Source organism: Enterobacter soli ATCC BAA-2102, from assembly GCF_001654845.1.
Lineage (GTDB): Bacteria > Pseudomonadota > Gammaproteobacteria > Enterobacterales > Enterobacteriaceae > Enterobacter > Enterobacter soli.
Genome location: NZ_LXES01000002.1, coordinates 20,330 through 43,413, shown reverse-complemented (window position 1 = coordinate 43,413; position 23,084 = coordinate 20,330). Strand labels below are relative to the sequence as shown.

Genomic DNA, 23,084 nt, shown 5'->3' with positions numbered 1-23,084 from the left:
GGGGGATTGTTATGTGTGGGTTTGTGCGGTTAACCCCTCACCCTTTTGGGAGAGGGGTGAGGGGATCGTTTTTACTTCTGCGCGTCCAGTGCTTCTTTCACCCAGCCATCAAACTGCTGCTGGTGGGCTTTTATCCAGCCGTCAACGTGGCCGTTGATGTCTGCTTCAGAGGATTTACCTTCATGCATCATGGCGTTCTGCGCGTTAATGTCCGCCAGCGGCAGTTTCATCACCGAGAACAGCTTCGCGGCCGCCGGGTTTTTCTCAGCCCAGGCTTTGTTAGCCACAATATGCATGGTGTTCACCGGGAAGCCATAGTTCATGCCGTTTGGCAGTTTGGTGTCGATGTCTTTCTGCTCACCCGGCAGGGAAGAGAACGGAACCTGCAACCACACCACGTCTTTACCCGGCTTCAGCACGTCGCTGACCCAGTAAGGCGTCCAGGTATAATAGATAACCGGTTTGCCTTCTTTAAAGCGAGCAATGGTGTCAGCCATCATCGCGGAGTAGTTACCGTGGCTCACGTCAACGGTTTTAGCCAGGTCGAACGCTTTGTTCTGGTGGTTAATGACCGCTTCGCAACCCCAGCCCGGTGAACAGCCCATCATGTCGGCTTTGCCATCACCGTTGGTATCGAACAGTTTGGCGATTTTCGGGTCTTTAAGCTGCTCAATGTTGGTGATGTGGTACTGGTCAGCGGTTTTTTTGTCGATCAGATAACCCTGTGCTGCGCCGGTCACGAAGGTGCCTTCACGGTAGAATTTCTTATCGCCGCCCGCTGCCGCATACATATCGTCGTGCAGTGGCTGCCAGTTTACGGCGGTAAAGGTGGCGTCACCGGAGGCAATAGAGGTGTAGCCCACGTTGTAATCCACTTCACTTGGCGTCTTGACCGTATAACCCAGTTTTTCCAGCGCGCGGCTGACAATCAGGGTCTGGAAGGTCTCTTCAGAAATGGTGCTCTGAACCGGTTGCACGGTAATGCCTTTGCCAGGCAGGTCAGCCGCAAATGTGCTGGTGGAGACAAGGGTGGCAAACGCTGTGGCAAAAAGTACGCTATGTCGCATCGTTGTTCCTTATTTTACGAATGGGCGGGTGATTAACCCGACAGGGCCGGTGGTATACCAGCGACGGTTGCCGCGACTGCGTGAATCGCGACCGACAGCCTGCGTCAGGCGGTCAAGAATAATAGCGAGGATCACAATGCCCACGCCGCCTACGGTGGCAAGCCCCATATCGAGGCGGCCAATGCCGCGCAGCACCATCTGGCCAAGACCGCCAACGGCGATCATCGAGGCGATAACCACCATGGAGAGGGCCAGCATCAGCGTCTGGTTAACGCCTGCCATAATGGTTGGCATCGCCAGTGGGAGCTGAACTTTAAACAGCATCTGGCGCGGGCTGGCACCGAACGAGCGTGAAGCCTCAATAAGATCGGCTGGCACCTGGTTGATCCCAAGTATCGTCAGACGAACAATCGGCGGCAGGGCAAAAATAATGGTGACCACCACGCCCGGCACATTCCCGATCCCGAACAGCATCACGATAGGCACCAGGTAGACAAACGCCGGGGTGGTTTGCATCGCATCCAGCAGCGGGCGGATGACCTTCGCTGCCCGCGGGCTGCGCGCCAGCCAGATCCCCAGCGGTAACCCAATCACCACGCAGAACAGCAGGGCAGTAAGTACCAGTGCCAGGGTGATCATGGCCTGTGACCATGCGCCAATCGCGCCGATGGCAATCAGGGAGACCAGCGTGGCGATCCCCATGCCTGCGCTACCAAACTGCCAGGCAATCAGGGCAAATATCACGATGGCGACAGGTGCCGGCATCCCCAACAGCAACTGCTGGAAACCATTCAGGATGTAATCCACAGGGACACGGATCCCCTGGAACACCGGGCGGAAGTGAGTCACCACCCAGTCAATCCCTTCCGTGACCCAGCTATCCAGCGGGATCAGCGTTTTGTGGAACGGGTCCATAATATTAAAGTGTTCTGGCGCAGGTGCAGGCGCACTGTTGAGCCAGTCTGCCGAGCCGCCAGTTGTTGGCGCAGGCGTTGATGAGCCCCAGGCATCGGCAGATTGTGCTGCGCTGTCTGCGGCTTCTGTGGTTCCCCACGGATTAGATTGATCAGCCATTGTTTGCCCCCTCGCGATCTAAAGCCTGAAGCAACATCCCTTTGGAGATGATGCCGACATACTGTTGTTCTTCCCCTATAACCGGCACGGCGCAGGGCGCCTGACCGACATGGGAGAGCAACTCGCTGAGCGGCGTTTCGGCGTCGACCGCAAGCGGAGACGAGATAAGCGCCGCATCAAGTCCCTGATTTTCGCCAAGCGCTTTTTTCAGGGAGTCGATGGAGACAATGCCGACAAATTTATTGCCACGTTCAATGACATAGCCAAATTCACGGTCTTCATCCTGTAAGACCTTCAGCGCCGAACGCGGGCCGAAACCTGGCGTTTTGCGAATAATGCCGTTTGGCGATCTGCGGGCAATATCTTTTGCGCTAAATACCTGGCTGATGTCCACGCCACGGAAGAAGGTGCGCACATAGTCGTTGGCCGGATTATTCAGGATTTCATCCGGTGTTCCCACCTGCACCACTTCGCCGTTTTGCATAATGGCAATACGGTCGCCAATACGCATCGCTTCATCAAGATCGTGGGAAATAAATACGATCGTACGCTGGTGTTTAGCTTGCAGTTTTACCAGTTCATCCTGCATCTCGGTACGAATTAATGGATCGAGTGCCGAGAAGGCTTCATCCATTAATAATATATCGGGATTTATCGCTAATGCGCGGGCTAATCCAACGCGTTGTCGCATCCCGCCCGATAGTTCATCAGGATAGCCATGAGCATAATTTTCCAGCCCAACCTGGCGTAATGCATCCAGCGCTTTTTCCTGCCGTTCCTGGGCTGGAATTCCCGCTAATTCCATGCCGAATGCGGTATTATCTAACACCGTCATATGTGGCATTAAGGCGAATGACTGAAACACCATCGCAATCTTTTTTCTGCGCACCTCGCGGAGCTCAGCATCTGATATTTTGGCAATATCTTCACCATCAATCAGTACCTGCCCACGGGTGGGTTCAATCAGGCGATTGAGAAGGCGAACCATAGTGGATTTACCCGAACCAGATAACCCCATGATGACGAAAATCTCGCCTTCTTCAATGGCCAGACTGGCGTCTTTAACGCCAAGCGATAGCCCTGTTTTTTCCAGAATTTGCTCTTTTGAAAGTCCTTTTTCAATATATTTGAACGCACGCTGTGGATGCTCGCCAAATACTTTATAGAGATTTTTAACTTCTAATTTAATTGCCATGCAATAGAGTATTTCCCGTTATTTATTGTGTCGATATGGTTTCCAGTTGGAATAATTACCTGACAATACCCTAACATACTCAGAATCTGAGACAACCCTCAGTCCGCTTATGGCACGAATTTTGCCGAAGACCAAATCGCTGAATTTCCCATGAGTAAAGGGCTGAGCGGGTGTTGAATTTTTCTGAGATTTTTGTCGCGCGGTCGGGAAATTTCGTCTGAATCGCAATGATTCAGACGAATATGACGGTGGAATTACAGTATAGATGTCAGGGAAATATTGCGGGGAGAATTATGGGATTTATATTTAATTAATGATCGTTATTTTCTTGCCGGAAGCCCGGGTCGCCAGGGTAGCGGCGGTGAGCTACCCTGGCACGTACACGGGTATTGTGGCGACAGAGTAGCAAGGAACATAAAGTGAACGGAATGACCACCACAGCCGTATGTTCCCCCTCACCCCAACCCTCTCCCCAAAGAGGAGAGGGAGCTGTACGTGCTCGTATTGTTTTGCGGGCAACCCTCAACCTTTGGGGTGAGGGCAATAACCGTTAAAAATCCCAATCCTCGTCTTCGGTTTCCACCGCTTTGCCCATCACATATGACGAGCCAGACCCGGAGAAGAAATCGTGGTTTTCATCGGCATTGGGTGAAAGCGCTGCCAGAATTGCCGGGTTCACCGCGGCCATTTCTGGCGGGAACAGAGCTTCATAGCCGAGGTTCATTAGCGCTTTATTGGCGTTGTAACAGAGGAAGGCTTTGACATCCTCTTCCCAGCCGGTTCCGGCGTACAGCTCTTCGGTATAACGTAGCTCGTTATCATAGAGATCCATCAGCAAATCCAGCGCGAATCCTTTTAATTCCTCGCGCTTAGCCTCGCTAATACTCTCCAGCCCTTTCTGATATTTATAGCCAATGTAATATCCATGCACGGCTTCGTCGCGAATGATCAGGCGAATCAAATCTGCCGTGTTGGTGAGTTTGCCCCGGCTTGACCAGTACATTGGTAGCCAGAAACCGGAATAAAACAGGAACGATTCCAGAAATACGCTGGCAATTTTCTTCTTCAGCGGTTCATCGGCACGGTAATACTCCAGCACCAGCCGGGCTTTATGCTGGAGTGACTCACTCGCTTCACTCCAGCTGTAGGCCTCATCCACATCTTTGGTCTGACACAATGTTGAAAAAATCGAGCTGTAGGAGCGGGCATGAACCGCCTCCATAAAGCTGATGTTCGACATTACGGCCTCTTCATGCGGCGTCAGCGCATCGGCCATCAGCGCGGGTGCGCCTGTTGTGTTCTGAATAGTGTCCAGCAGCGTCAGGCCGGTAAAGACGCGGATCGTCAGCTGCTGCTCGGCGTGGCTTAGCGTCTGCCAGGCAGGAATATCGTTAGAAAGAGGCACTTTCTCCGGCAGCCAGAAGTTGCTGGTCAGGCGGTTCCATACCTCCAGGTCTTTGTCGTCCTGGATTTTGTTCCAGTTAACGGCGCTAACTCGTGACAGTTTCATCCTTTCTCCTTACAGCGCGCAGGACACGCAGCCTTCGATTTCGGTGCCTTCCAGCGCCAGCTGGCGCAGGCGAATGTAGTACAGTGTCTTGATGCCTTTCTTCCAGGCATAGATTTGCGCCTTGTTGATATCGCGCGTGGTGGCGGTATCCGGGAAGAACAGCGTCAGTGACAACCCCTGATCCACATGCTTTGTCGCCTCGGCGTAGGTATCGATAATCTTTTCCGGGCCGATTTCATAGGCATCCTGATACAGCGCCAGGTTTTCGTTGGTCATAAACGGGGCAGGGTAGTAAACGCGCCCGGTTTTCCCTTCCTTGCGGATCTCAATTTTCGACACAATCGGGTGGATGCTCGAGGTGGCGTGGTTGATGTACGAGATAGAGCCGGTTGGCGGCACGGCCTGCAAATTCTGGTTATAGATGCCATGACGCATGACCTCATCGCGCAGCTGGAGCCACATTTCACGCGTGGGCAGGATGATACCGGCACGGTCAAACAGCGTACGGACTTTCTCCGTTTTCGGTTGCCAGTCACCTTCCAGGTACTGATGGAAATACTCGCCGCTGGCATAGCGGGACTGCTCAAAGCCTGCGAAACGCTGGTTACGCTCGCGGGCCAGCAGCATCGAGGTATGCAGCGCGTGCCAGGTAATGGTGTAAAAATAGAGGTTGGTGAAATCCAGTCCTTCCGGGCTGCCATAGGCAATCCCTTCGCGTGCCAGATAACCGTGCAGGTTCATCTGCCCGAGGCCAATGGCGTGCGATGCGGCATTCCCCACCTCAATGGACGGCACGCTGCGGATGTGGCTCATGTCTGACACCGCCGTCAGGCCACGGATGGCGGTTGCCACCGTACGGCCAAAGTCCGGGGAATCCATCGTGTGGGCGATATTCAGCGAGCCCAGGTTGCAGGAAATATCTTTTCCGGTCTGGTCGTAGTCCAGGTTTTCGTCATAGGTGGAGGCGCTGTTAACCTGCAAAATCTCGGAACACAGGTTGCTCATGTTAATGCGCCCGGCAATCGGGTTCGCGCGGTTCACCGTGTCTTCGTACATGATGTACGGATAACCAGACTCAAACTGGATCTCTGCAAGCCGCTGGAAGAAGTCGCGGGCATTGATAAATTTTTTGTGAATGCGATCGTCGGCGACCAACTCGTGATAAAGCTCGCTGATGGCCACATCGCCAAAAGGCTTGCCGTAAATACGCTCAATATCGTAGGGCGAGAACAGCGCCATCTCCGCATTCTCTTTGGCGAGCGCAAAGGTGATATCCGGGATAACGACCCCCAGCGACAGGGTTTTGATACGGATTTTTTCGTCGGCATTTTCCCGTTTGGTGTCCAGGAACCGCAGAATGTCCGGGTGGTGCGCGTGCAGATACACCGCCCCGGCGCCCTGACGCGCGCCAAGCTGGTTCGCATAAGAGAAGGCATCTTCCAGCATTTTCATTATCGGGATCACGCCGGAGGACTGATTTTCAATGCGTTTAATCGGTGCTCCTGCTTCACGCAGGTTAGAGAGCAGAAACGCCACGCCGCCGCCGCGCTTTGAAAGCTGTAACGCCGAGTTCACCGCGCGGCCAATAGACTCCATATTGTCTTCAATGCGCAGCAGGAAACATGACACCAGCTCGCCGCGCTGGGCTTTGCCGCAGTTCAGGAATGTCGGGGTGGCGGGCTGGAAACGGCCCGACAGGATTTCATCCGTCAGCTGTTCTGCCAGTTTTTCATCCCCCTGCGCCAGCGACAGCGCTACCATCACGGCGCGATCTTCAAAGCTTTCCAGGTAGCGTTTGCCGTCGAACGTTTTCAGGGTATAGCTGGTGTAGTACTTCCACGCGCCGAGGAATGTCTGGAAACGAAAGCCGCTGGCATGGGCGCGTTCAAACAGCGTCACTACAAAGTCCCGGGAATAACGGGTGAGCACGCGTTCTTCGTAGTAACCCTCTTTAACCAGATAGTCGAGGCGTTCATGCTGGCTGGAAAAATGGACGCTGTTCGGGCGAACGTGGGCGCTAAAAAAAGCATCTACCGCTTCATGGTCCTTAGCAAACTGAATGCGCCCCTCGCTGTCGTAGAGGTTAAGCATGGCGTTTAATGCGTGGTAATCCGGCGCGGCCTGAATTACACGTTCTGCGGTTGTCGTTGCCAAAATTCGTTCACTCCTTTACGCACGTTCTCTACGTCCTGCTGTGTCCCCATCAGTTCGAAACGATAGAGATACGGCACGCCGCATTTTTGAGAGATGACATCACCGGCACGGCCAAACGCATCGCCAAAATTACGATTGCCTGCGGCAATTACGCCGCGAATAAGCTGCCGGTTCTGTGGATCATTTAGAAAGCGGATTACCTGGCGGGGAACGGCCCCTGCCGTCCCGCCACCGCCATAGCTCGGTACCACCAGAATGTAAGGTTCGTCTACCTGAATACGCTCCCGCTCATTGAGCGGAATACGTATCGCAGGCAGCCCGACGCGCTCAATAAATCTGAGCGTGTTTTCCGAGCTGCTGGAGAAGTAGACCAGCCCGCTCATGCACTGGCGGCCTGAGCGGCGATTCGGTTAATCATGTCCGGGCGGAAGCCAGACCAGCTGGTTTCTCCGGCGACCACCACCGGCAGCTGGCGGAAGCCCTGCGCACGCAGGGTGTCGGCAGCATCCGGGACCAGGTCGACATTTACCATCTCAAACTGGACGCCGCGGCTTTCCATTGCGCGTTTTGTGGCGTGGCACTGAACACAATCGTTACGAGTGTAAATAATAATGCTCATGATTCGTATTTCCATTTAGAATAAAGGAGTGGCGCGAATTGTCGCGTCAGGTTGTGTGTATCTTGCTAAAGGGAATACTAGATGTAGTTGTGATAAGTTTCAACCATACAAGATATGGGAAATTTAGATGGATATCGCCACGATGATGAGCACAGCGGGGCAGGGCAGGCTGTACGGTATTTTCAGCCGGTAGGTAAAGAAAAACCCCGGAGCCAGGGGCAAACCGGGGCTGACGCACATCTCATTGTGGGTTATTTACGCAGGCTGAGCAGGGCGCCGACAAAAATCCCGACTGCCGCCACCGTGCCAAGCGCGCAGAGCGGTTTTTCACGGACGAAGGTATTGGCACAACTGACTGCGTCACAGGCGGCCTGCGTGGTACGAGAGCGGCCATGCATTCTGGCGCGGGTCTCACGCAGCAGAGACTGAGCCTTACGTTTTGCGGCATCTGCTTCGTCCTTCGCATCTGACCCCCAGGATTTCAGCACTTCCTCCAGCGTGTCCGCTAATTGGCTGACATCATTACGAATATCCTGAGCGTCGTCGTTTATATCGTTTCGGTTCGGTCTGTTAAACATGCGATCCTCCGTCATTTTGCATTCTCATTGAGTTTAGCCCAGGATTTTATTATCTGAAGCGAGTCACGACTAATCAGGCGGTTTATGGAATATTCTGAAAGCGTTGCTAATGCTGAATACTGTAAGGTTGCCGGGCAGGAAAAGATAACGAGGATTAAATATGTATTTACGACCCGATGAGGTGGCGCGCGTTCTTGAAAAAGCGGGATTTACCATGGATGAAGTGACATCAAAAGCCTATGGATATCGCCGCGGCGAGAATTATGTTTACGTCAACCGTGAAGCCAGAATGGGGCGCACTGCTCTCATTATTCACCCGACGCTGAAAGACAGAAGTCTCTCATTTGCTGAGCCTGCCTCGGATATAAAAACCTGCGATCACTACCAGCAATTCCCGCTCTATTTAGGCGGTGAAACGCATGAACATTATGGTATTCCGCATGGTTTCAGCTCTCGCATGGCGCTGGAGCGTTTTCTGAAGGGACTGTTCGGCGAACAGCAGTAAGCGTGCGACTGGCAATGCGCCAGTCGCGATACATCACGCTTTAGCCTGGTTGTACTGGCTGACTTTAAACAGTCGACGGCAGTAGTCGAGAAAATAGCCGTACACCACACCCATCAACATCGACACCACGATATTCGAACTTACCGCAGCAGCGATTTGATGCCAGTCTGCGCCCACGGTCAGCAAAATCGCGACATAAACCGGTGACTGGAAAGTGACATAGGCCAGCACGTCGGCCAGGTTTTTCACCCAACCTGCCGGGCTGATACGGCGGGCAAGGCGCATGACAGCATCGCGGTACAATCCGTAAGGCCATGCAATAATAATGTTCACCGGGATAGCCACCAGGCGAGAAGAAAGTGATTGCTCGAAGGACATTCCGGAGAGGAATATTTCGATCAGCATGTTCACGACGGAACAGTAGACAACCATCGCGAAGGTATCCGCTACCGCATGGCGCAGGCGAGACTGCGGTGAGAACATGTCTGAACTCCTTGAGAAGAACATAATAATGGGGCTTTACCGTTCAGCTTTTAGTGCTTTAGGTTGGTTTGTTTGACGTGTATAGCGTATATCTCTGGTTTGAAACTAACAATTAGTGATTAATTTTTATTTATTGCCTTTTTGTCCACAAAATTCTCTGAAATTGTGTATTTGTTAATCGCCTCGCTATTTTCTCTCTCATGCTGTTTTATTTGATTTAAAATCAGTGTGTTATGTTGTTTTTGCATGAATCGGTTTTTGCTCCTGGTGCGGTGTTCAGCATGGCATTCTTTGGTTTGTGTGAAAACCGATCATTCCATGATGATTGTTCTTCATTATTCGTTTTTGCAGATAAAAATCCTGCCAGGAAAGGGTTTGTTTTATTCATTATAAATGCATTAATATTCATTTTTTTTGTAAGGGGCAACGCGATGCGATTTATACTGTTACGCAAGTCATTATCCTCCAGAGAAATAAATCCTCTTCCTGGAAACATAACCGGCATCCAAAATTATATTTTAAAACATTTACAATAATGGCTTTAAGTTTCGATGGGTGGATATTGCAGGGGAAATGAATTACTCTGTCAGTTGATTTTTCGATTTATCACAAAGAAAAGGTTTTCAATTAATATGTCTTTGACGTTACAGAATCTTAATAATATCCGCACACTTCGTGCAATGGCGCGTGAATTCTCTATTGAAGCGCTTGAAGAGATGCTGGAAAAAGTCAGGATCGTTACTGAAGAAAAACGTAACGAGCTGGCTGAATTCGAACAGCAACGTGCTGAACAGCAGGATAAAATTAATGCTCTGCTGGAACGAATGAAAGCTGACGGTATTTCTCCAGCCGATCTGCTGGGCTCTGAAGCGAGCAACGCGGGTCAACAGGCGAAAAAACGTAAAGCGCGTGAAGCAAAATATCGCTTCATCGACGTTAACGGTGAAGAAAAAACCTGGACCGGTCAGGGCCGCACGCCAAAACCTATTGCGAGCGCACTGGCAAACGGTAAATCACTGGATGATTTCCTGATTTAATTCGTGTGCCGGGCGGAAGGTTCCGCCCGGCTGCGTTCTTTAGCAGACGCCGAAATCACCGTCTTCGGTATAAAGGGTGACATCCGCCGCCTTCAGCGTATATTTCTCGCCTTGCTCATTGCTGGCCTGTACTGCCACGATGCTCTCGCCATTCACTTCGATCACTTTCAGTTTTGGACCGCCCATACGTGGCTGCACAAAATCGCCGACTGAAAACATAGTACCTCCTCATCATTGTGGTGTTCTTCACCTTAGCCCACGTCTGGCGCAGGGTACAGTGTATTCAATGAATTACTGCTTATGAGGTACGTCTGTTCCACGGCATTAATTTCAGCAGACGCGCCATTCCGCAAAAGCCGCTCAGCCCGGCAAACAGCAGCCCGGCACCAACAAAACCGCTGAGCAGGAAAAAGCCGCTGGAGACGCTATATCCCAGCACCACTCCGCACAAAATCAACAGCCCGGCAGCAATTTGCACCTGGCGCATCAGCGGGAGCGGCTGTGATGTGTCTTCAACGGTCAGCAACCCGGCCTGTTTCCAGCCCTGAATTCCGCCTTCAACCACATACGCCTGCGCGGATGAAGCCGCCTGCGCAAGACGCGCTGCATTGCCCGAGGTACGCGCCCCCGACTGGCAGTGGAAGATAACCGTTTCGCCCGGCTGGGTCTGAAGCCCGGCAGGGAGCGTATCCAGTGGAACGGAACAGGCAAGCGGAATATGCTCCCGGGCATATTCATCGGTATCACGAATATCAATCAGCGTTGCGCCTTCAGTAATCAGCGCATTCGCCTGCTGCGGGGAGATAAGAGGGAGGGACATTTGCGGCTCCTTACGGGCAATAAAGGGTTTTCAGGGTGCTGATGAGCTGATTCACCGCATCGTTTTTAATGAAGTAGAGAATGCGCTGGGCATCGCGGGTGCTGTCGATAAGCCCCTCTTCACGCATTCGCGCCAGGTGCTGCGAGGTGGCCGATGCGCTAAGCCCCGTGGCACGCGCCAGTTCGCCCGCGCTGGTGCCCGGTGCACCGCACAGCGTGCACAGGATCAGCAGCCGGCGGGCGTTGCTCATCGCTTTCAGGAGTGCTGCGGCCTGCTCAGCGCTGGCCTGGAGTTGTTCGAGTTCAGTCATATTAGTTTAGCATTTGCTTAATTAAGTAAATGCTAAACTAAAGGCAAGGATTAAGCCAGTGTCAAAAGCGTAAAAGAGGGTAAAAGGCCAACGCAGAGAAGTATCACCCGCTAAACTGACTACGCTTAGAGGGAGTCCTCTTTTTATCTTTAATGAATGAGCTTGCACGGAGTCTGTATGGGTTTTTGGCGTATCGTTTTCACGATCATCCTGCCGCCGCTGGGCGTGCTGTTGGGTAAAGGTTTTGGCTGGGCGTTTATTCTGAACATCATTCTGACGCTACTTGGCTATATTCCAGGTCTTATTCACGCGTTCTGGGTACAAACCCGCGATTAAGCGCGCCAGAGCAAATCACTGTATATTCCGGTCAGCACACCCTGGGGGCCAAACTCTTGTTTGATCCAGCGTGTGACCTGGCCGGTCGCTGCATGTTGTGTGGCAAGCAACATGCGCGAATCCTGGCGTGGATTATTGATACGCCGCGTCACCAGCAGCCCGTCTTCTACCGCATCCCGCGCCATATATTCCGGTAAAAAACCAATCCCTTCACCGAGGATCTGACACTGACATTTGGTGTTGAAGTCCGGCACCAGAATCGCTTCCTGTCCGTGCAGCAGCCAGCCGACTTTCTTGTTAATGGTGTGTGCGGTGTCTTCTACCATGATATTCGGATACAGGCGCAGCTGGCTTTCGGCTATCGGCTCAGGCGTGAACGCCAGCGGGTGTTCCGGGGCAATGGCAAACACCCAGCGGATAGCGCCGATTTCGGTGTAATCAATCCCGCCACCGTCGAGCAGGGTATCCGGTGCGCCAATCGCGATATTGGCCTGGTTATTAATGATGGAATCCCAGACGCCGTTGTATACCTCGGTGGTGACGGTTATCTGGCAGGTCGGGAACTGCTTTTTCAGTACCTGTAACAGCCTGGCGGTGTGGCGCGGTGTATATAAAAGCTGATTGATGCAGATGCGCACCCGCGCTTCGATACCCTGGGAAATGGTATCTATCCCGCGCTTAATGGCGTGAAAGTCGTTCAGCAGGTCGGTGGCTTTCCGGTAAAAATAAAATCCGGATTCGGTAAGCTCAATGCTACGCGTGTTACGCACAAACAGCACCACGTCCAGCCCGGTTTCCATGCGTTTGATGGTGTAGCTGATGGCCGATGTCGTCAGGCCCAGCTCTTCTGCTGCCTTGCTAAAGCTGCTGTAGCGTGCCGCCATGGTGAAGGCCAGCAGGTTCTCTTCGGTAAAAATGGAATTCATCATCAGGCTCCAGGCTAACAGGCCAGCGCGGCATTGTTGAATCTATTTGTAATCCCCTTCGGGAGCAACCAGTTTTGAACAGATTTTAACACTGACGTTACAACTGATTTGAACGGCATCACACTTCCTGAAATTTATTGTGAGCCGCGCCCGGCAAGGGATTGAGAGACATAAGCAGAATGCTGTTTTCCACCATCAAAAGCAGGCAAACATAAGAAAAACATTGTACCGGCGCACGTTTTGGCTCAATTATTAATTTTTATTCAACAATCTGTCATGTTCCGGTGAATGATATTTAAGCGGATTCTTTTCTGAAGGGGCTGTTGCTATTCTCAGGGCATCAGAAATGAAAACATCGGGAGTCTGAATATGTCTGCAAATGAACTCGTTACTGAATTTCTGCTGGCGGCAGAACAAGGCAATATCAACGCGCTAAAAGCGTGTCTGGATAAAGGCGTGGATATCAATGCCACTAACCGCCAGAAAAGAACCGCCATTATTATTGCCAGCCTGAATAAACAATACGCCTGTGTGGAGCATTTAATTGCTGCCGGGGCGGATATTGATAAACAGGATAATACCTGTTTTAACCCCTTCCTGATTAGCTGCCTGACCAACGATTTAACCCTTTTACGCATTGTTCTTCCGGCTGGCCCTGACCTGGAAAGGCTGACGCGCTTTGGCGGTGTGGGCATCACGCCTGCCAGCGAAAAAGGCCACGTTGAAATTGTACGTGAACTGCTGGCGCTGACCGATATCAACGTTAACCACACGAATTTCGTGGGCTGGACGCCGCTGCTGGAAGCCATTGTCCTCAACGATGGCGGCGCAAAGCAGCAGGAAATTGTAAAGCTGCTGCTGGATAACGGCGCTAATCCGCACATGACCGACAAATACGGTAAATCCCCGCTCGAACTGGCGCGGGAAAAAGGCTTCCATGAAATCGCCGAATTGCTGCTGGCGGCTGGCGCATAAATAAACCGGCCAGCCTGACCGGGCTGGCCATGAATAAACACAGCATTTTACCGTCGTGCCTTTTGCACGATGGCGGCCCCCTTTTATCCTCATACAGGTAAAATAATGCCAACGAAAATCGTGATAAAAAAGAATACTTATTTTGATTCCGTCTCATTAATGTCGGTTTCCACCAAAGCCAATAAATTGCCGGGCGTTGAACAGGCATTTGTGGCGATGGCGACGGAAATGAATAAAGGCGTACTGAAAAATCTTGGGCTGTTAACGCCTGAATTAGCCGAAGCCAAAAACGGCGACCTGATGATTGTCATTAAAGGCGCTGCGGCGAATGACGAAACGCTGGCCGCCATTGAAGCGCTGTTCACCCGCAAAGAGAGCGGCGGCAGCCATGAAGCACGCTATGCCACCCTTGCCAGTGCTAAAACCCATCGCCCCGATGCAAACCTTGCGGTGATTTCGGTGAACGGCACCTTTGCCGCCCGCGAAGCGCGTCAGGCGCTGGAAAACGATCTCAACGTGATGCTGTTTTCTGACAACGTGAGCCTCGACGACGAGCTGGCGCTTAAGCAATTGGCCCACCAGAAAGGGCTGTTAATGATGGGGCCTGACTGCGGCACCGCCATTATTAACGGCGCGGCGCTGTGCTTTGGCAACGAGGTGCGCCGTGGGCCGATTGGTATCGTCGGGGCGTCCGGCACCGGCAGCCAGGAGTTGAGCGTGCGAATTCATGAGTTCGGCGGCGGCGTGTCACAGCTGATTGGGACCGGTGGCCGCGATCTGAGTGAAAAAATTGGCGGGTTGATGATGCTCGATGCCATCGACATGCTGGAAGCCGACGACGCCACGCAGGTGATTGCGCTCATCTCCAAGCCGCCTGCGCCTGCGGTGGCAGAAAAAGTGCTGGCACGTGCGCGCGCCTGCCGCAAACCTGTGATCGCGTGCTTCCTCGGCCGTAATGCCCCTCCTGCTGATGAAGACGGATTACAGTTTGCCCGTGGCACCAAGGAAGCCGCGCTGAAAGCGGTGCTGCTGACCGGTATCAAAAAAGAGTCCCTTGATCTGCATCCGCTCAACTGGCCGCTGATCGAAGTGGTGCGCGCCCGTCTGACCCCACAGCAAAAATACATTCGCGGCCTGTTCTGCGGCGGCACGCTGTGCGATGAAGCGATGTTCGCCGCGCTCGATAAATTCGACGACGTCTACAGCAACATTCAGCCGGATCCGACGAAACGTCTCAGCGACATTAACGTCAGTAAGGCCCATACCTTCCTCGACTTTGGCGACGACGACTTCACCAACGGCAAACCGCACCCGATGATCGACCCGACCAACCGCATCAGCCGTCTGTTACAGGAAGCACGTGACCCGGAAGTGGGGGTGATCGTGATGGACTTCGTACTGGGCTTTGGCGCGCATGAAGATCCGGTGGGGGTGATGATCGACGCCATTAAAGAGGCGCAGGCCATTGCGAAGGCCGATAACCGTCCGCTGGAGATCCTCGGCTACGTGCTCGGTACAGACCGGGACGCACCGTCACTGGCTCAGCAGTGTCAGCTTCTGACCGATGCCGGCGTTATCTGGGCCAGCAGCAGCACCAATACCGGATTACTGGCACGCGAATTTGTCTGCAAAGGGGAGAAAGCATAATGACGACTTTATTTAATCAGCCGCTGAACGTCATTAACGTCGGCATTGCGATGTTCAGTGACGACCTCAAAAAGCAGCATGTTCCCGTGACTCAGCTGGACTGGACGCCGCCGGGGCAGGGCAATATGCAGGTCGTGGAAGCGCTGGATCAACTGGCAGGCAAACCGCTGGCCGACAAAATTGCCGCCGCCAACAAAATAGCCCTTGAGCGCATTATTCAGTCACATCCGGTGCTGGTGGGCTACGACCAGGCGATAAACGTGGTGCCGGGCATGACCCGTACCACCATTCTGCACGCGGGCCCGCCTGTTTCCTGGGAGAACATGTGTGGGGCGATGAAAGGGGCGGTCACCGGCGCGCTGGTGTTTGAAGGTTTGGCCAAAGATCTCGATGATGCGGCTAAGCTGGCGGCATCCGGTGAGATCACCTTCTCGCCGTGCCACGAACACGACTGCGTAGGCTCCATGGCGGGTGTTACCTCAGCCTCGATGTTCATGCATATCGTCGAAAACAAAACCTACGGCAACCGTGCATTCACTAACTTAAGCGAGCAGATGGCAAAAATTCTGCGTATGGGCGCCAATGACCAGAGCGTTATCGACCGCCTGAACTGGATGCGCGATGTGCTTGGCCCGATGCTGCGCGATGCCATGAAAATCATCGGCGAAATCGATCTGCGCTTAATGCTGGCGCAGGCCCTGCACATGGGCGACGAGTGCCACAACCGTAACAACGCGGGCACCACGTTGCTGATCCAGGCGCTGACGCCGGGCCTTATTCAGGCGGGTTATCCGGTGGAACAACAGCGTGAAGTGTTCGAGTTTGTCGCCAGCAGTGACTACTTCTCTGGCCCAACGTGGATGGCGATGTGTAAAGCCGCGCTGGATGCCGCCCACGGCATTGAGTACAGCACCGTAGTCACCACCATGGCGCGTAACGGCTATGAATTCGGCCTGCGCATCTCTGGCCTGCCGGGGCAGTGGTTCACCGGCCCGGCGCAGCAGGTGATTGGCCCGATGTTTGCGGGTTACAAACCGGAAGACTCAGGTCTGGATATCGGCGACAGCGCAATCACGGAAACCTACGGTATCGGCGGTTTTGCAATGGCAACGGCCCCGGCGATTGTGGCGCTGGTGGGCGGCACGGTGGATGAAGCCATCGACTTCTCCCGCCAGATGCGGGAAATCACGCTCGGCGAAAACCCGAACGTCACCATTCCGCTGCTCTCGTTTATGGGCATCCCGACCGCCATCGACATCACCAGAGTGGCTGGCAGTGGCATTTTGCCGGTGATCAACACCGCGATTGCCCACAAAGATGCGGGTATCGGCATGATTGGGGCGGGCATTGTTCACCCGCCATTTAGCTGTTTTGAAAAGGCGCTGTTGACCTTCCGCGATCGCTACTTTTTATAAGGCAAGCATCCATGAAAAACATGAAACTGGAGTGGAAAAGAGGTGACTGGGCGGCATATTTCGGGTTGATGACCAACAACCTGACCAATTTGCTGACCATGATGGGGCTGCTCATTTTTGTCGTCGGCATCCCGAAAGAGATTGTTTATGGACGCATCGCGCCAGCCTTCGGGCTGGCGGTACTGGTCGCGAGCATTTGCTATGCGTGGTTTGGCCTGCAAATGGCGCGCCAGACCGGGCGTAACGACGTTACCGCGCTGCCGTCCGGTCCGAGTGCTCCGTCGATTTTTACCGTGACCTTCCTGGTGCTGATGCCGGTCTATCAGCAAACGGGTGATGCGGATTTTGCCATCCAGATTGGTCTGGTGTGGTGCTTTGTGGAAGCGATGATCCTGGCGGGCGGTTCGTTTTTAGGGGAAACCATCCGCAAGATGATCCCGCGTACCGTACTGCTGTCGTGCCTGTCCGGGCTGGGTCTGTTGCTGCTGGCGATGAACCCGATGCTCCAGGCGTTCGAAGCGCCGACCGTGTCGTTCATCGTGCTGCTGCTGATCTTCATTAACTGGTTTGGCAAAAAGCCGATCTTCGCCAAAATCCCGACCGGCCTGCTGCTGTTGATTGCCGGTACGGCTCTGGCGTGGATCTCCGGCCTGCAAAGCCCGGAAGCGATTAAAGCGTCTATGTCGTCGTTTGGTTTTAACCCGCCGCAAGTGCATGTGGAAGGCTTCCTGCAAGGGCTGCCGCACGCGTTGCCGTACCTGGCATCAGCGGTTCCTCTGGGGCTGGCAAACTACATCTTTGACCTGGAAAACATCGAAAGCGCCCACGCGGCAGGGGATGAATACCCAACCCGTAAGGTGATGCTGGCGAACGGTCTGGCATCGATGCTGGGTTGTCTGATGGGTAACCCGTTCCCGGTGACGGTCTACGTGGGCCACGCGGGCTGGAAAGCCATGGGGGCGAGCATCGGCTATACGCTGGCGTCCGGTGTGACCATGTTCATCGTGCCGCTGTTCGGGCTGGGGGCGTTTATGCTCGCCATTATTCCGATGACCGCCATCGTGCCGATTCTGGTGTTTATCGGCGTGGTGACCGCCAACCAGGTGGTGAGGGAAACACCCAAAGTGGAGGTACCCGTTATCTTCATCTGTCTGTTCCCGTGGATCGCCAACTGGGCGCTGACCATGATGAACAGCGTGATGGGGGCCGCGGGGACCAATGCGGCGAAAATCGGTACCGACGTGCTGCACAGCAAAGGCATCTACTACGAAGGACTGGTACATCTGGGCAACGGTGCTCCGCTCGCCAGTATGCTCTGGGGCTGTATCGCCATCTTCTCCATCATCAATAAACCGCTGCGTGGGGCCATTGCTGCCGCTGTTGGCGCGCTGCTGGCACTGTTTGGCGTGATCCACGCGCCGGTCGTGGGCTTTGCCGAAGGCAGTTCGCTGATGTTCGTCACCGCGTATCTGATGATGGGTGGCATGTTTGTGGTGAAGCATGTGCTTGATAGCCGCGAAGCGGCGAGCACAAGTGCACCCGTTTCTGAGTCCTAAAAGATTGCCCCTCACCCTAACCCTCTCCCCAAAGGGGAGAGGGGATGTTAACTCCCTCGCCCCTTTGGGGAGAGGGCTGGGGTGAGGGGAAACATACCGCACCATGATGAAGGAAAACGTATGAAAGAGCTCATGGTCGTTGCCATCGGCGGCAACAGCATTATCAAAGATAACGCCAGCCAGTCGATTGAACATCAGTCGCAGGCGGTTAAAGCCGTTGCGGAGTCGGTGCTGGAGATGCTGGCATCCGATTACGACATTGTGCTCACCCACGGTAATGGTCCGCAGGTGGGGCTGGATCTGCGCCGGGCGGAAATCGCCCACGAGCGTGAAGGGTTGCCGCTGACCCCGCTGGCGAACTGCGTGGCAGATACTCAGGGCGGGATCGGCTATCTGATCCAGCAGGCGTTAAACAACCGCCTTGCCGCGCGTGGCGAGAAAAAGGCGGTGACGGTGGTCACACAGGTAGAGGTGGATAAAAACGATGCCGGCTTTACCCATCCTACCAAGCCCATCGGTGCGTTCTTCAGTGAAGCACAACGCGACGAATTACAGCTGGCACACCCGGACTGGCATTTTGTAGAGGATTCTGGCCGGGGCTATCGCCGCGTGGTGGCCTCACCGCAGCCGTTACGTATCGTTGAGGCCGATGCCATCAAAACGCTGACGCAAAAGGGATTTGTGGTGATCGGCGCCGGTGGCGGCGGTATTCCGGTCGTTCGCACCGAGCAGGGGGATTACCAGAGCGTGGATGCGGTGATCGATAAAGATCTCTCCACCGCACTGCTGGCGCGCGAGATCGGCGCGGATGTGCTGGTTATCACCACTGGGGTGGAAAAAGTGTGCGTGAACTTCGGCAAGCCGACTCAGCAGGCGCTGGATACGGTAAACGTGGCGCAGATGACACGCTATATGGAAGAGGGGCATTTCCCGGCGGGCAGTATGCTGCCGAAAATCGTCGCCTCACTGGAATTCCTGCACCATGGCGGCAAACGGGTGGTGATCACCTCGCCGGACTGCCTGCCCGCGGCGTTGCGCGGTGAAACCGGCACCCACATTGTGAATGCTTAAGCAAAAGGAAGAAAAGATGAGTGAGAATAAAAGCCGCCGTGAATTTATCAGCCAGAGCGGCAAAATGGTCACTGCCTGCGCTCTGTTTGGTGCTACCGGCTCTGTCGCGTATGCTGCGGATCCCGCGAAGCAAATCTGTGAGACAGGCAAACCCATGAGCATCAGCGCAAAACACTACTATCTGGATAACGTCCTGCTGGAAGCCGGGTTCAATTTCGACGGCAGCGTCGCGACCAGCACCCGCACCGAGCTGAAAACGCTGGAAATCAAAGACGGGAAAATAGTCGCTTTACGGGATAACAAAAGCCACGCCGATGCCACGCTGCCGCACTACGATGCGGGCAGCAAACTGATGCTTCCGGCGATGCGTGACATGCACATCCATCTGGATAAAACGTTTTACGGCGGCCCGTGGCGTTCGCTGAATCGCCCGGCCGGGACCACCATCCAGGACATGATCCGCCTGGAGCAGAAACTGTTACCAGAGCTGCAACCTTATACCCAGGAGCGAGCGGAAAAACTGATCGGCCTGATCCAGTCGAAAGGCTCCACTATTGCCCGCAGCCACTGCAATATTGAACCGGTGTCCGGCCTGAAAAATCTGGAAAACCTGCAAGCCGTATTATCCCGGCGCAAGCCCGGTTTTGACTGCGAAATTGTCGCTTTCCCGCAGCATGGGCTGCTGTTATCCCATTCCGAGAAGCTGATGCGCGAAGCGATGCAGGCCGGGGCGCACTATGTTGGCGGGCTTGATCCTACCAACGTCGATGGCGCGATGGAAAAATCCCTCGACACCATGTTCCAGATTGCACTGGACTACAACAAAGGGGTGGATATTCACCTGCACGAAACCAGCCCGGCGGGCGTTGCGGCGGTGAATTACATGGTCGAAACGGTGGAGAAAACGCCTGAGCTGAAGGGCAAGCTGACCATCAGCCATGCTTTCGCGCTGGCCACGCTCAACGAGCAGCAGGTGGATGAAATTGCCACCCGCATGGCGGCGCAGCAGGTGACAATTGCCTCCACCGTGCCGATTGGCACTCTGCACATGCCGCTGAAGCAGTTGCGTGATAAAGGCGTGTTTGTGATGACGGGCACCGACAGCGTGATCGACCACTGGTCGCCTTACGGCCTGGGCGATATGCTGGAAAAAGCGAACCTTTACGCCCAGCTTTATATTCGCCCGAACGAGCAAACCCTTTCCCGCGCACTGGGTATCGCCACCGGTGATGTGCTGCCGCTCAACGACAAAGGCGAGCGCGTGTGGCCAAAAGCGCAGGACGACGCCAGTTTTGTGCTGGTGGATGCCTCCTGTTCCGCCGAAGCTGTAGCGCGCATTTCCCCGCGCACTGCGACCTTCCATAACGGCAACCTTGTTTGGGGGGCGGTGGGCTGATGTGCATTTCTCCCTCTCCCTGTGGGAGAGGGTTGGGGTGAGGGCATCAGGCCGCACAAGGTAAAAGCAAATCGGCAACCTGGTTGCCGATTTTAGTGTTTGCTCCCTCTCCCTGTGGGAGAGGGGGGGGTGAGGGCATCAGGCCGCACGATCCTTTTATAGGCCGGGTGGCGCTGCCCGTAAGGCTCAATAACCTACTGTATACACCCGCCCGCTCTGCACGCCTTCCACGCTGCGGCGATAGGCCTGGGCCACGGTCGCCGCTGGCACACTTTCAAAACCGGGGAAGAAACCGTCGTACGCTTCGGCGGATTCGGTAAGCACCGTCGGGCTAATCAGGTTGATACGAATACCGTGCGGCAGTTCGCAGGCCGCCGCACGGACAAACCCTTCCAGCGCGGCATTTACCGTAGTGGCATTTACCCCCTGAGCAATGGGTTCGTGCGCCACAATGCCACTAATCAGGGTAATAGAGCCGCCCTCGTTCAGGTAGTGCTGGCCGGTCAGCGCCAGGCGCACTTGTCCCAGAAGCTTGTCCTGCAAGCCCCGGTTGAAATCGCTGTCTTTCATCGTGGCGAGCGGGCCGAAGTGTAGACCCCCGCTGGCAGAGACAATGGCATCCACCGGGCCGATTTTTTCAAACAGCGCCTGCACGCTCTCCTGCGAGGTGATATCCACCTGATAATCACCCTGCGTACGCCCCACGCGGATAACCTCATGGCGAAGACTTAACGCTTCCGTTACTGCGCGACCGACCGTACCGCTGGCGCCAATAATGACGATTTTCATAGCAGACTCCTTATGTTGTGAGCCTTCATTCTTTAATAAATAAAAAGTCAGATAAACTGGGCTAAAGTTAGATGATTACTAACCAGAGGTTTGCAATATGGATAAGCTTCGCGGCATGGAGACCTTTATCGCCGTGGTGGAAAGCGGCAGTTTCACCCTTGCCGCATCGCGCCTTGAGATGTCGGCGGTGATGGTCGGAAAGTACATTGCGTTGCTGGAGTCTCAACTGGGTACGCGCCTGCTCGAGCGAAACACCCGCCGCCAGAGCCTGACTGACGCCGGACGTGTCTATTTTGACGAAGCAAAGCGGGTGCTGGAGCAGGTATCGGCGGCAGAACGCGCCGTTGAGCGTCTGCGTGCGACACCCGCCGGAACCTTGCGGGTATCCGCGCCCACGTCGTTCGGTGGCTGCGTGGTAGCCCCGCTTACCGCCACGTTTTTACAGCGTTTCCCGGAAGTGCGGGTCGAGCTGGATCTGACTAACCGGATGGTGGATCTGGTGGACGAAGGTGTTGATTTGGCCATTCGTATTGGCGACATCCATCACGATGACCTGGTGGCAAAATACCTCTGCCCGTACCGGATGGTGATTTGCGCCGCACCGGAGTATCTGGCCCGTTACGGCACACCGCAAACGCCCGCCGACCTGGTGGATCACCTGTGTCTGTCGCACACGGTCTGGACCGCGCGCAACGAGTGGCGGCTGCCGGGCGTGGAAGGGGAAGTGCGCTGGAAGCGTGATGCCATCTTAAGATGTAACGACGGCTACGGACTACGCATGGCGGCAAGAGCGGGGGCGGGGTTACTCCTGCAACCGGAAGTGCTGGTGGCGGAAGAGCTGGCGAGCGGCAGGCTGGTGCGGGTGCTTGAGGATTACACCCCGGAGCCGAGGCCAGTGCATCTGCTTTGGCGGCAGGATTTACGCCCGTTGCCGAAACTTACGCAGTTTATTGCGCATATTATGCAGGCATTGCCTGTTGCCGTGCCTGCATAATATCTGGACCGTAGGCCGGGTAAGGCGTAGCCGCCACCCGGCAACAGGCCGCACCTGTCAGAAACGATAACCCACGCCTACGTTAAAGCCGTTGATGGCGTAATTGCCGTCCAGATCCGCATTCGTGCCTTCGTAGCCGACGTTAATCGCCAGCTCCGGAGTTGGGTTAAACTGCACGCCCGCGCCGTAAGCAAAAGAGGTCGATTTCTCGGAGCGGCTCTCTTTCTGGGTAAAACCATCACCGGCGTTCACCCATTTGGTGTCGACGTCGGCTTTGGTGTGTGCAACGCCGCCCAGTGCATACAGGGAAACGTACTCATTAATACGGTACGCCGGGCCAACCAACAGGGAGTAATATTTCGCTTCAATGTGGTTTTTCACCGAATCGGAGTCCACATAGTAATGGTCATCCTGATCGCCACTCATATAGGTGAATGAGCCTACTGCACTCCACGGTGAATCCCACTCGTAGCGATACTGCGCGTTCACGCCGCGAATATTTTTGAAGTCTTCGATTTTGCTCTGCGCATAACCAACAGAAACAGTCTGGTTATCCGCCAGAGCAGCGCCGCTTGCCAGGCTTGCCGCGATAATTAACGCCAGAGATATTTTTTTCATTTACCGTCA

Annotated in this window: 26 protein-coding genes; 10 read left to right on the top strand and 16 right to left on the bottom strand. The window is 54.4% G+C overall.

Features of this window, described 5'->3' with window-relative positions; translation table 11 throughout:
* Positions 1-71 precede the first annotated feature (71 nt).
* The 8 genes from proX to M987_RS00405 form a co-directional block, all read right to left on the bottom strand.
* Positions 72-1,067, bottom strand: a complete 996-nt coding sequence (gene proX, locus M987_RS00440; protein ID WP_014071477.1) for a glycine betaine/L-proline ABC transporter substrate-binding protein ProX — start codon at positions 1,065-1,067, stop codon at positions 72-74.
* A 9-nt stretch (positions 1,068-1,076) separates the two neighbouring features.
* Entirely contained in the window at positions 1,077-2,141 is a 1,065-nt protein-coding gene (proW, locus tag M987_RS00435; protein ID WP_014071476.1) for a glycine betaine/L-proline ABC transporter permease ProW, read from the bottom strand.
* A complete protein-coding gene (gene proV, locus M987_RS00430; RefSeq protein ID WP_014071475.1) occupies positions 2,134-3,336 on the bottom strand; it encodes a glycine betaine/L-proline ABC transporter ATP-binding protein ProV in 1,203 nt (400 codons plus the stop codon). The genes proW and proV overlap by 8 nt, the downstream gene beginning before the upstream one ends.
* Positions 3,337-3,886: 550 nt before the next feature.
* Positions 3,887-4,846: a class 1b ribonucleoside-diphosphate reductase subunit beta gene (gene nrdF, locus M987_RS00425; protein ID WP_014071474.1), complete on the bottom strand. Its 960-nt coding sequence runs from the start codon at positions 4,844-4,846 to the stop codon at positions 3,887-3,889.
* 9 nt (positions 4,847-4,855) lie between these two features.
* Entirely contained in the window at positions 4,856-7,000 is a 2,145-nt protein-coding gene (nrdE, locus tag M987_RS00420; RefSeq protein ID WP_014071473.1) for a class 1b ribonucleoside-diphosphate reductase subunit alpha, read from the bottom strand.
* The gene (nrdI, locus tag M987_RS00415; protein WP_014071472.1) at positions 6,973-7,383 is read right to left on the bottom strand and encodes a class Ib ribonucleoside-diphosphate reductase assembly flavoprotein NrdI; all 411 of its coding nucleotides are present in this window, start codon (positions 7,381-7,383) and stop codon (positions 6,973-6,975) included. Before nrdI ends, nrdE begins: the two co-directional genes overlap by 28 nt.
* Positions 7,380-7,619 (bottom strand): glutaredoxin-like protein NrdH, encoded by a 240-nt coding sequence (nrdH, locus tag M987_RS00410; RefSeq protein WP_014071471.1) that lies wholly within the window; start codon positions 7,617-7,619, stop codon positions 7,380-7,382. The genes nrdI and nrdH overlap by 4 nt, the downstream gene beginning before the upstream one ends.
* Positions 7,620-7,870: 251 nt before the next feature.
* Positions 7,871-8,197, bottom strand: a complete 327-nt coding sequence (locus M987_RS00405; protein ID WP_014071470.1) for an ElaB/YgaM/YqjD family protein — start codon at positions 8,195-8,197, stop codon at positions 7,871-7,873.
* Between the two features lie 160 nt (positions 8,198-8,357).
* On the opposite strand from M987_RS00405, the gene M987_RS00400 reads away from it, so the two are divergent.
* Positions 8,358-8,702: a DUF2002 family protein gene (locus M987_RS00400; protein ID WP_014071469.1), complete on the top strand. Its 345-nt coding sequence runs from the start codon at positions 8,358-8,360 to the stop codon at positions 8,700-8,702.
* Positions 8,703-8,735: 33 nt separating this feature from the next.
* Here M987_RS00400 and alaE read toward each other — a convergent pair whose 3' ends face one another.
* Positions 8,736-9,185 (bottom strand): L-alanine exporter AlaE, encoded by a 450-nt coding sequence (alaE, locus tag M987_RS00395; protein ID WP_014071468.1) that lies wholly within the window; start codon positions 9,183-9,185, stop codon positions 8,736-8,738.
* Between the two features lie 223 nt (positions 9,186-9,408).
* Positions 9,409-9,681 (bottom strand): hypothetical protein, encoded by a 273-nt coding sequence (locus M987_RS24590; protein WP_014071467.1) that lies wholly within the window; start codon positions 9,679-9,681, stop codon positions 9,409-9,411.
* A 136-nt stretch (positions 9,682-9,817) separates the two neighbouring features.
* On the opposite strand from M987_RS24590, the gene stpA reads away from it, so the two are divergent.
* Positions 9,818-10,222, top strand: a complete 405-nt coding sequence (gene stpA / locus M987_RS00390; protein ID WP_014071466.1) for a DNA-binding protein StpA — start codon at positions 9,818-9,820, stop codon at positions 10,220-10,222.
* Positions 10,223-10,261: 39 nt separating this feature from the next.
* On the opposite strand, the gene M987_RS00385 is transcribed toward stpA, so the two are convergent.
* The 3 genes from M987_RS00385 to M987_RS00375 form a co-directional block, all read right to left on the bottom strand.
* Positions 10,262-10,441: a hypothetical protein gene (locus tag M987_RS00385; protein ID WP_014071465.1), complete on the bottom strand. Its 180-nt coding sequence runs from the start codon at positions 10,439-10,441 to the stop codon at positions 10,262-10,264.
* Between the two features lie 79 nt (positions 10,442-10,520).
* On the bottom strand, positions 10,521-11,042 hold the full coding sequence (locus M987_RS00380; RefSeq protein WP_014071464.1) for a rhodanese family protein: 522 nt from the start codon (positions 11,040-11,042) through the stop codon (positions 10,521-10,523).
* 10 nt (positions 11,043-11,052) lie between these two features.
* Entirely contained in the window at positions 11,053-11,352 is a 300-nt protein-coding gene (locus M987_RS00375) for an ArsR/SmtB family transcription factor (protein WP_014071463.1), read from the bottom strand.
* A 177-nt stretch (positions 11,353-11,529) separates the two neighbouring features.
* Here M987_RS00375 and M987_RS00370 point away from each other — a divergent pair, with 177 nt between their 5' ends.
* Positions 11,530-11,688, top strand: coding sequence for a YqaE/Pmp3 family membrane protein (locus M987_RS00370; RefSeq protein WP_002903230.1), 159 nt, complete (start codon positions 11,530-11,532; stop codon positions 11,686-11,688).
* Here the strand turns inward: M987_RS00370 and M987_RS00365 are convergent.
* Positions 11,685-12,614: a LysR substrate-binding domain-containing protein gene (locus M987_RS00365; RefSeq protein ID WP_014071462.1), complete on the bottom strand. Its 930-nt coding sequence runs from the start codon at positions 12,612-12,614 to the stop codon at positions 11,685-11,687. The two genes, M987_RS00370 and M987_RS00365, sit on opposite strands and share 4 nt — an antisense overlap.
* A gap of 369 nt (positions 12,615-12,983) precedes the next feature.
* On the opposite strand from M987_RS00365, the gene M987_RS00360 reads away from it, so the two are divergent.
* The 6 genes from M987_RS00360 to M987_RS00335 all read left to right on the top strand — a co-directional run bounded on the left by M987_RS00360 (position 12,984) and on the right by M987_RS00335 (position 20,674).
* Complete coding sequence (locus tag M987_RS00360) at positions 12,984-13,589, top strand: ankyrin repeat domain-containing protein (RefSeq protein WP_014071461.1); 606 nt, start codon at positions 12,984-12,986, stop codon at positions 13,587-13,589.
* A 105-nt stretch (positions 13,590-13,694) separates the two neighbouring features.
* Positions 13,695-15,236 (top strand): acyl-CoA synthetase FdrA, encoded by a 1,542-nt coding sequence (gene fdrA / locus M987_RS00355; protein ID WP_014071460.1) that lies wholly within the window; start codon positions 13,695-13,697, stop codon positions 15,234-15,236.
* On the top strand, positions 15,236-16,651 hold the full coding sequence (locus M987_RS00350; RefSeq protein WP_014071459.1) for a YlbE family protein: 1,416 nt from the start codon (positions 15,236-15,238) through the stop codon (positions 16,649-16,651). Before fdrA ends, M987_RS00350 begins: the two co-directional genes overlap by 1 nt.
* 11 nt (positions 16,652-16,662) lie before the next feature.
* Positions 16,663-18,207 (top strand): hypothetical protein, encoded by a 1,545-nt coding sequence (locus M987_RS00345; protein WP_014071458.1) that lies wholly within the window; start codon positions 16,663-16,665, stop codon positions 18,205-18,207.
* A 120-nt stretch (positions 18,208-18,327) separates the two neighbouring features.
* Positions 18,328-19,278 (top strand): carbamate kinase family protein, encoded by a 951-nt coding sequence (locus tag M987_RS00340; RefSeq protein WP_014071457.1) that lies wholly within the window; start codon positions 18,328-18,330, stop codon positions 19,276-19,278.
* A 16-nt stretch (positions 19,279-19,294) separates the two neighbouring features.
* On the top strand, positions 19,295-20,674 hold the full coding sequence (locus tag M987_RS00335; RefSeq protein WP_014071456.1) for an amidohydrolase family protein: 1,380 nt from the start codon (positions 19,295-19,297) through the stop codon (positions 20,672-20,674).
* A 186-nt stretch (positions 20,675-20,860) separates the two neighbouring features.
* On the opposite strand, the gene M987_RS00330 is transcribed toward M987_RS00335, so the two are convergent.
* Positions 20,861-21,463, bottom strand: coding sequence for a short chain dehydrogenase (locus tag M987_RS00330; RefSeq protein WP_014071455.1), 603 nt, complete (start codon positions 21,461-21,463; stop codon positions 20,861-20,863).
* A gap of 97 nt (positions 21,464-21,560) precedes the next feature.
* Between M987_RS00330 and M987_RS00325 the strand changes: the two genes are divergently transcribed.
* A complete protein-coding gene (locus tag M987_RS00325; protein ID WP_014071454.1) occupies positions 21,561-22,457 on the top strand; it encodes a LysR substrate-binding domain-containing protein in 897 nt (298 codons plus the stop codon).
* Between the two features lie 57 nt (positions 22,458-22,514).
* On the opposite strand, the gene M987_RS00320 is transcribed toward M987_RS00325, so the two are convergent.
* Positions 22,515-23,075: an Ail/Lom family outer membrane beta-barrel protein gene (locus M987_RS00320; RefSeq protein ID WP_014071453.1), complete on the bottom strand. Its 561-nt coding sequence runs from the start codon at positions 23,073-23,075 to the stop codon at positions 22,515-22,517.
* Positions 23,076-23,084 lie beyond the last annotated feature (9 nt).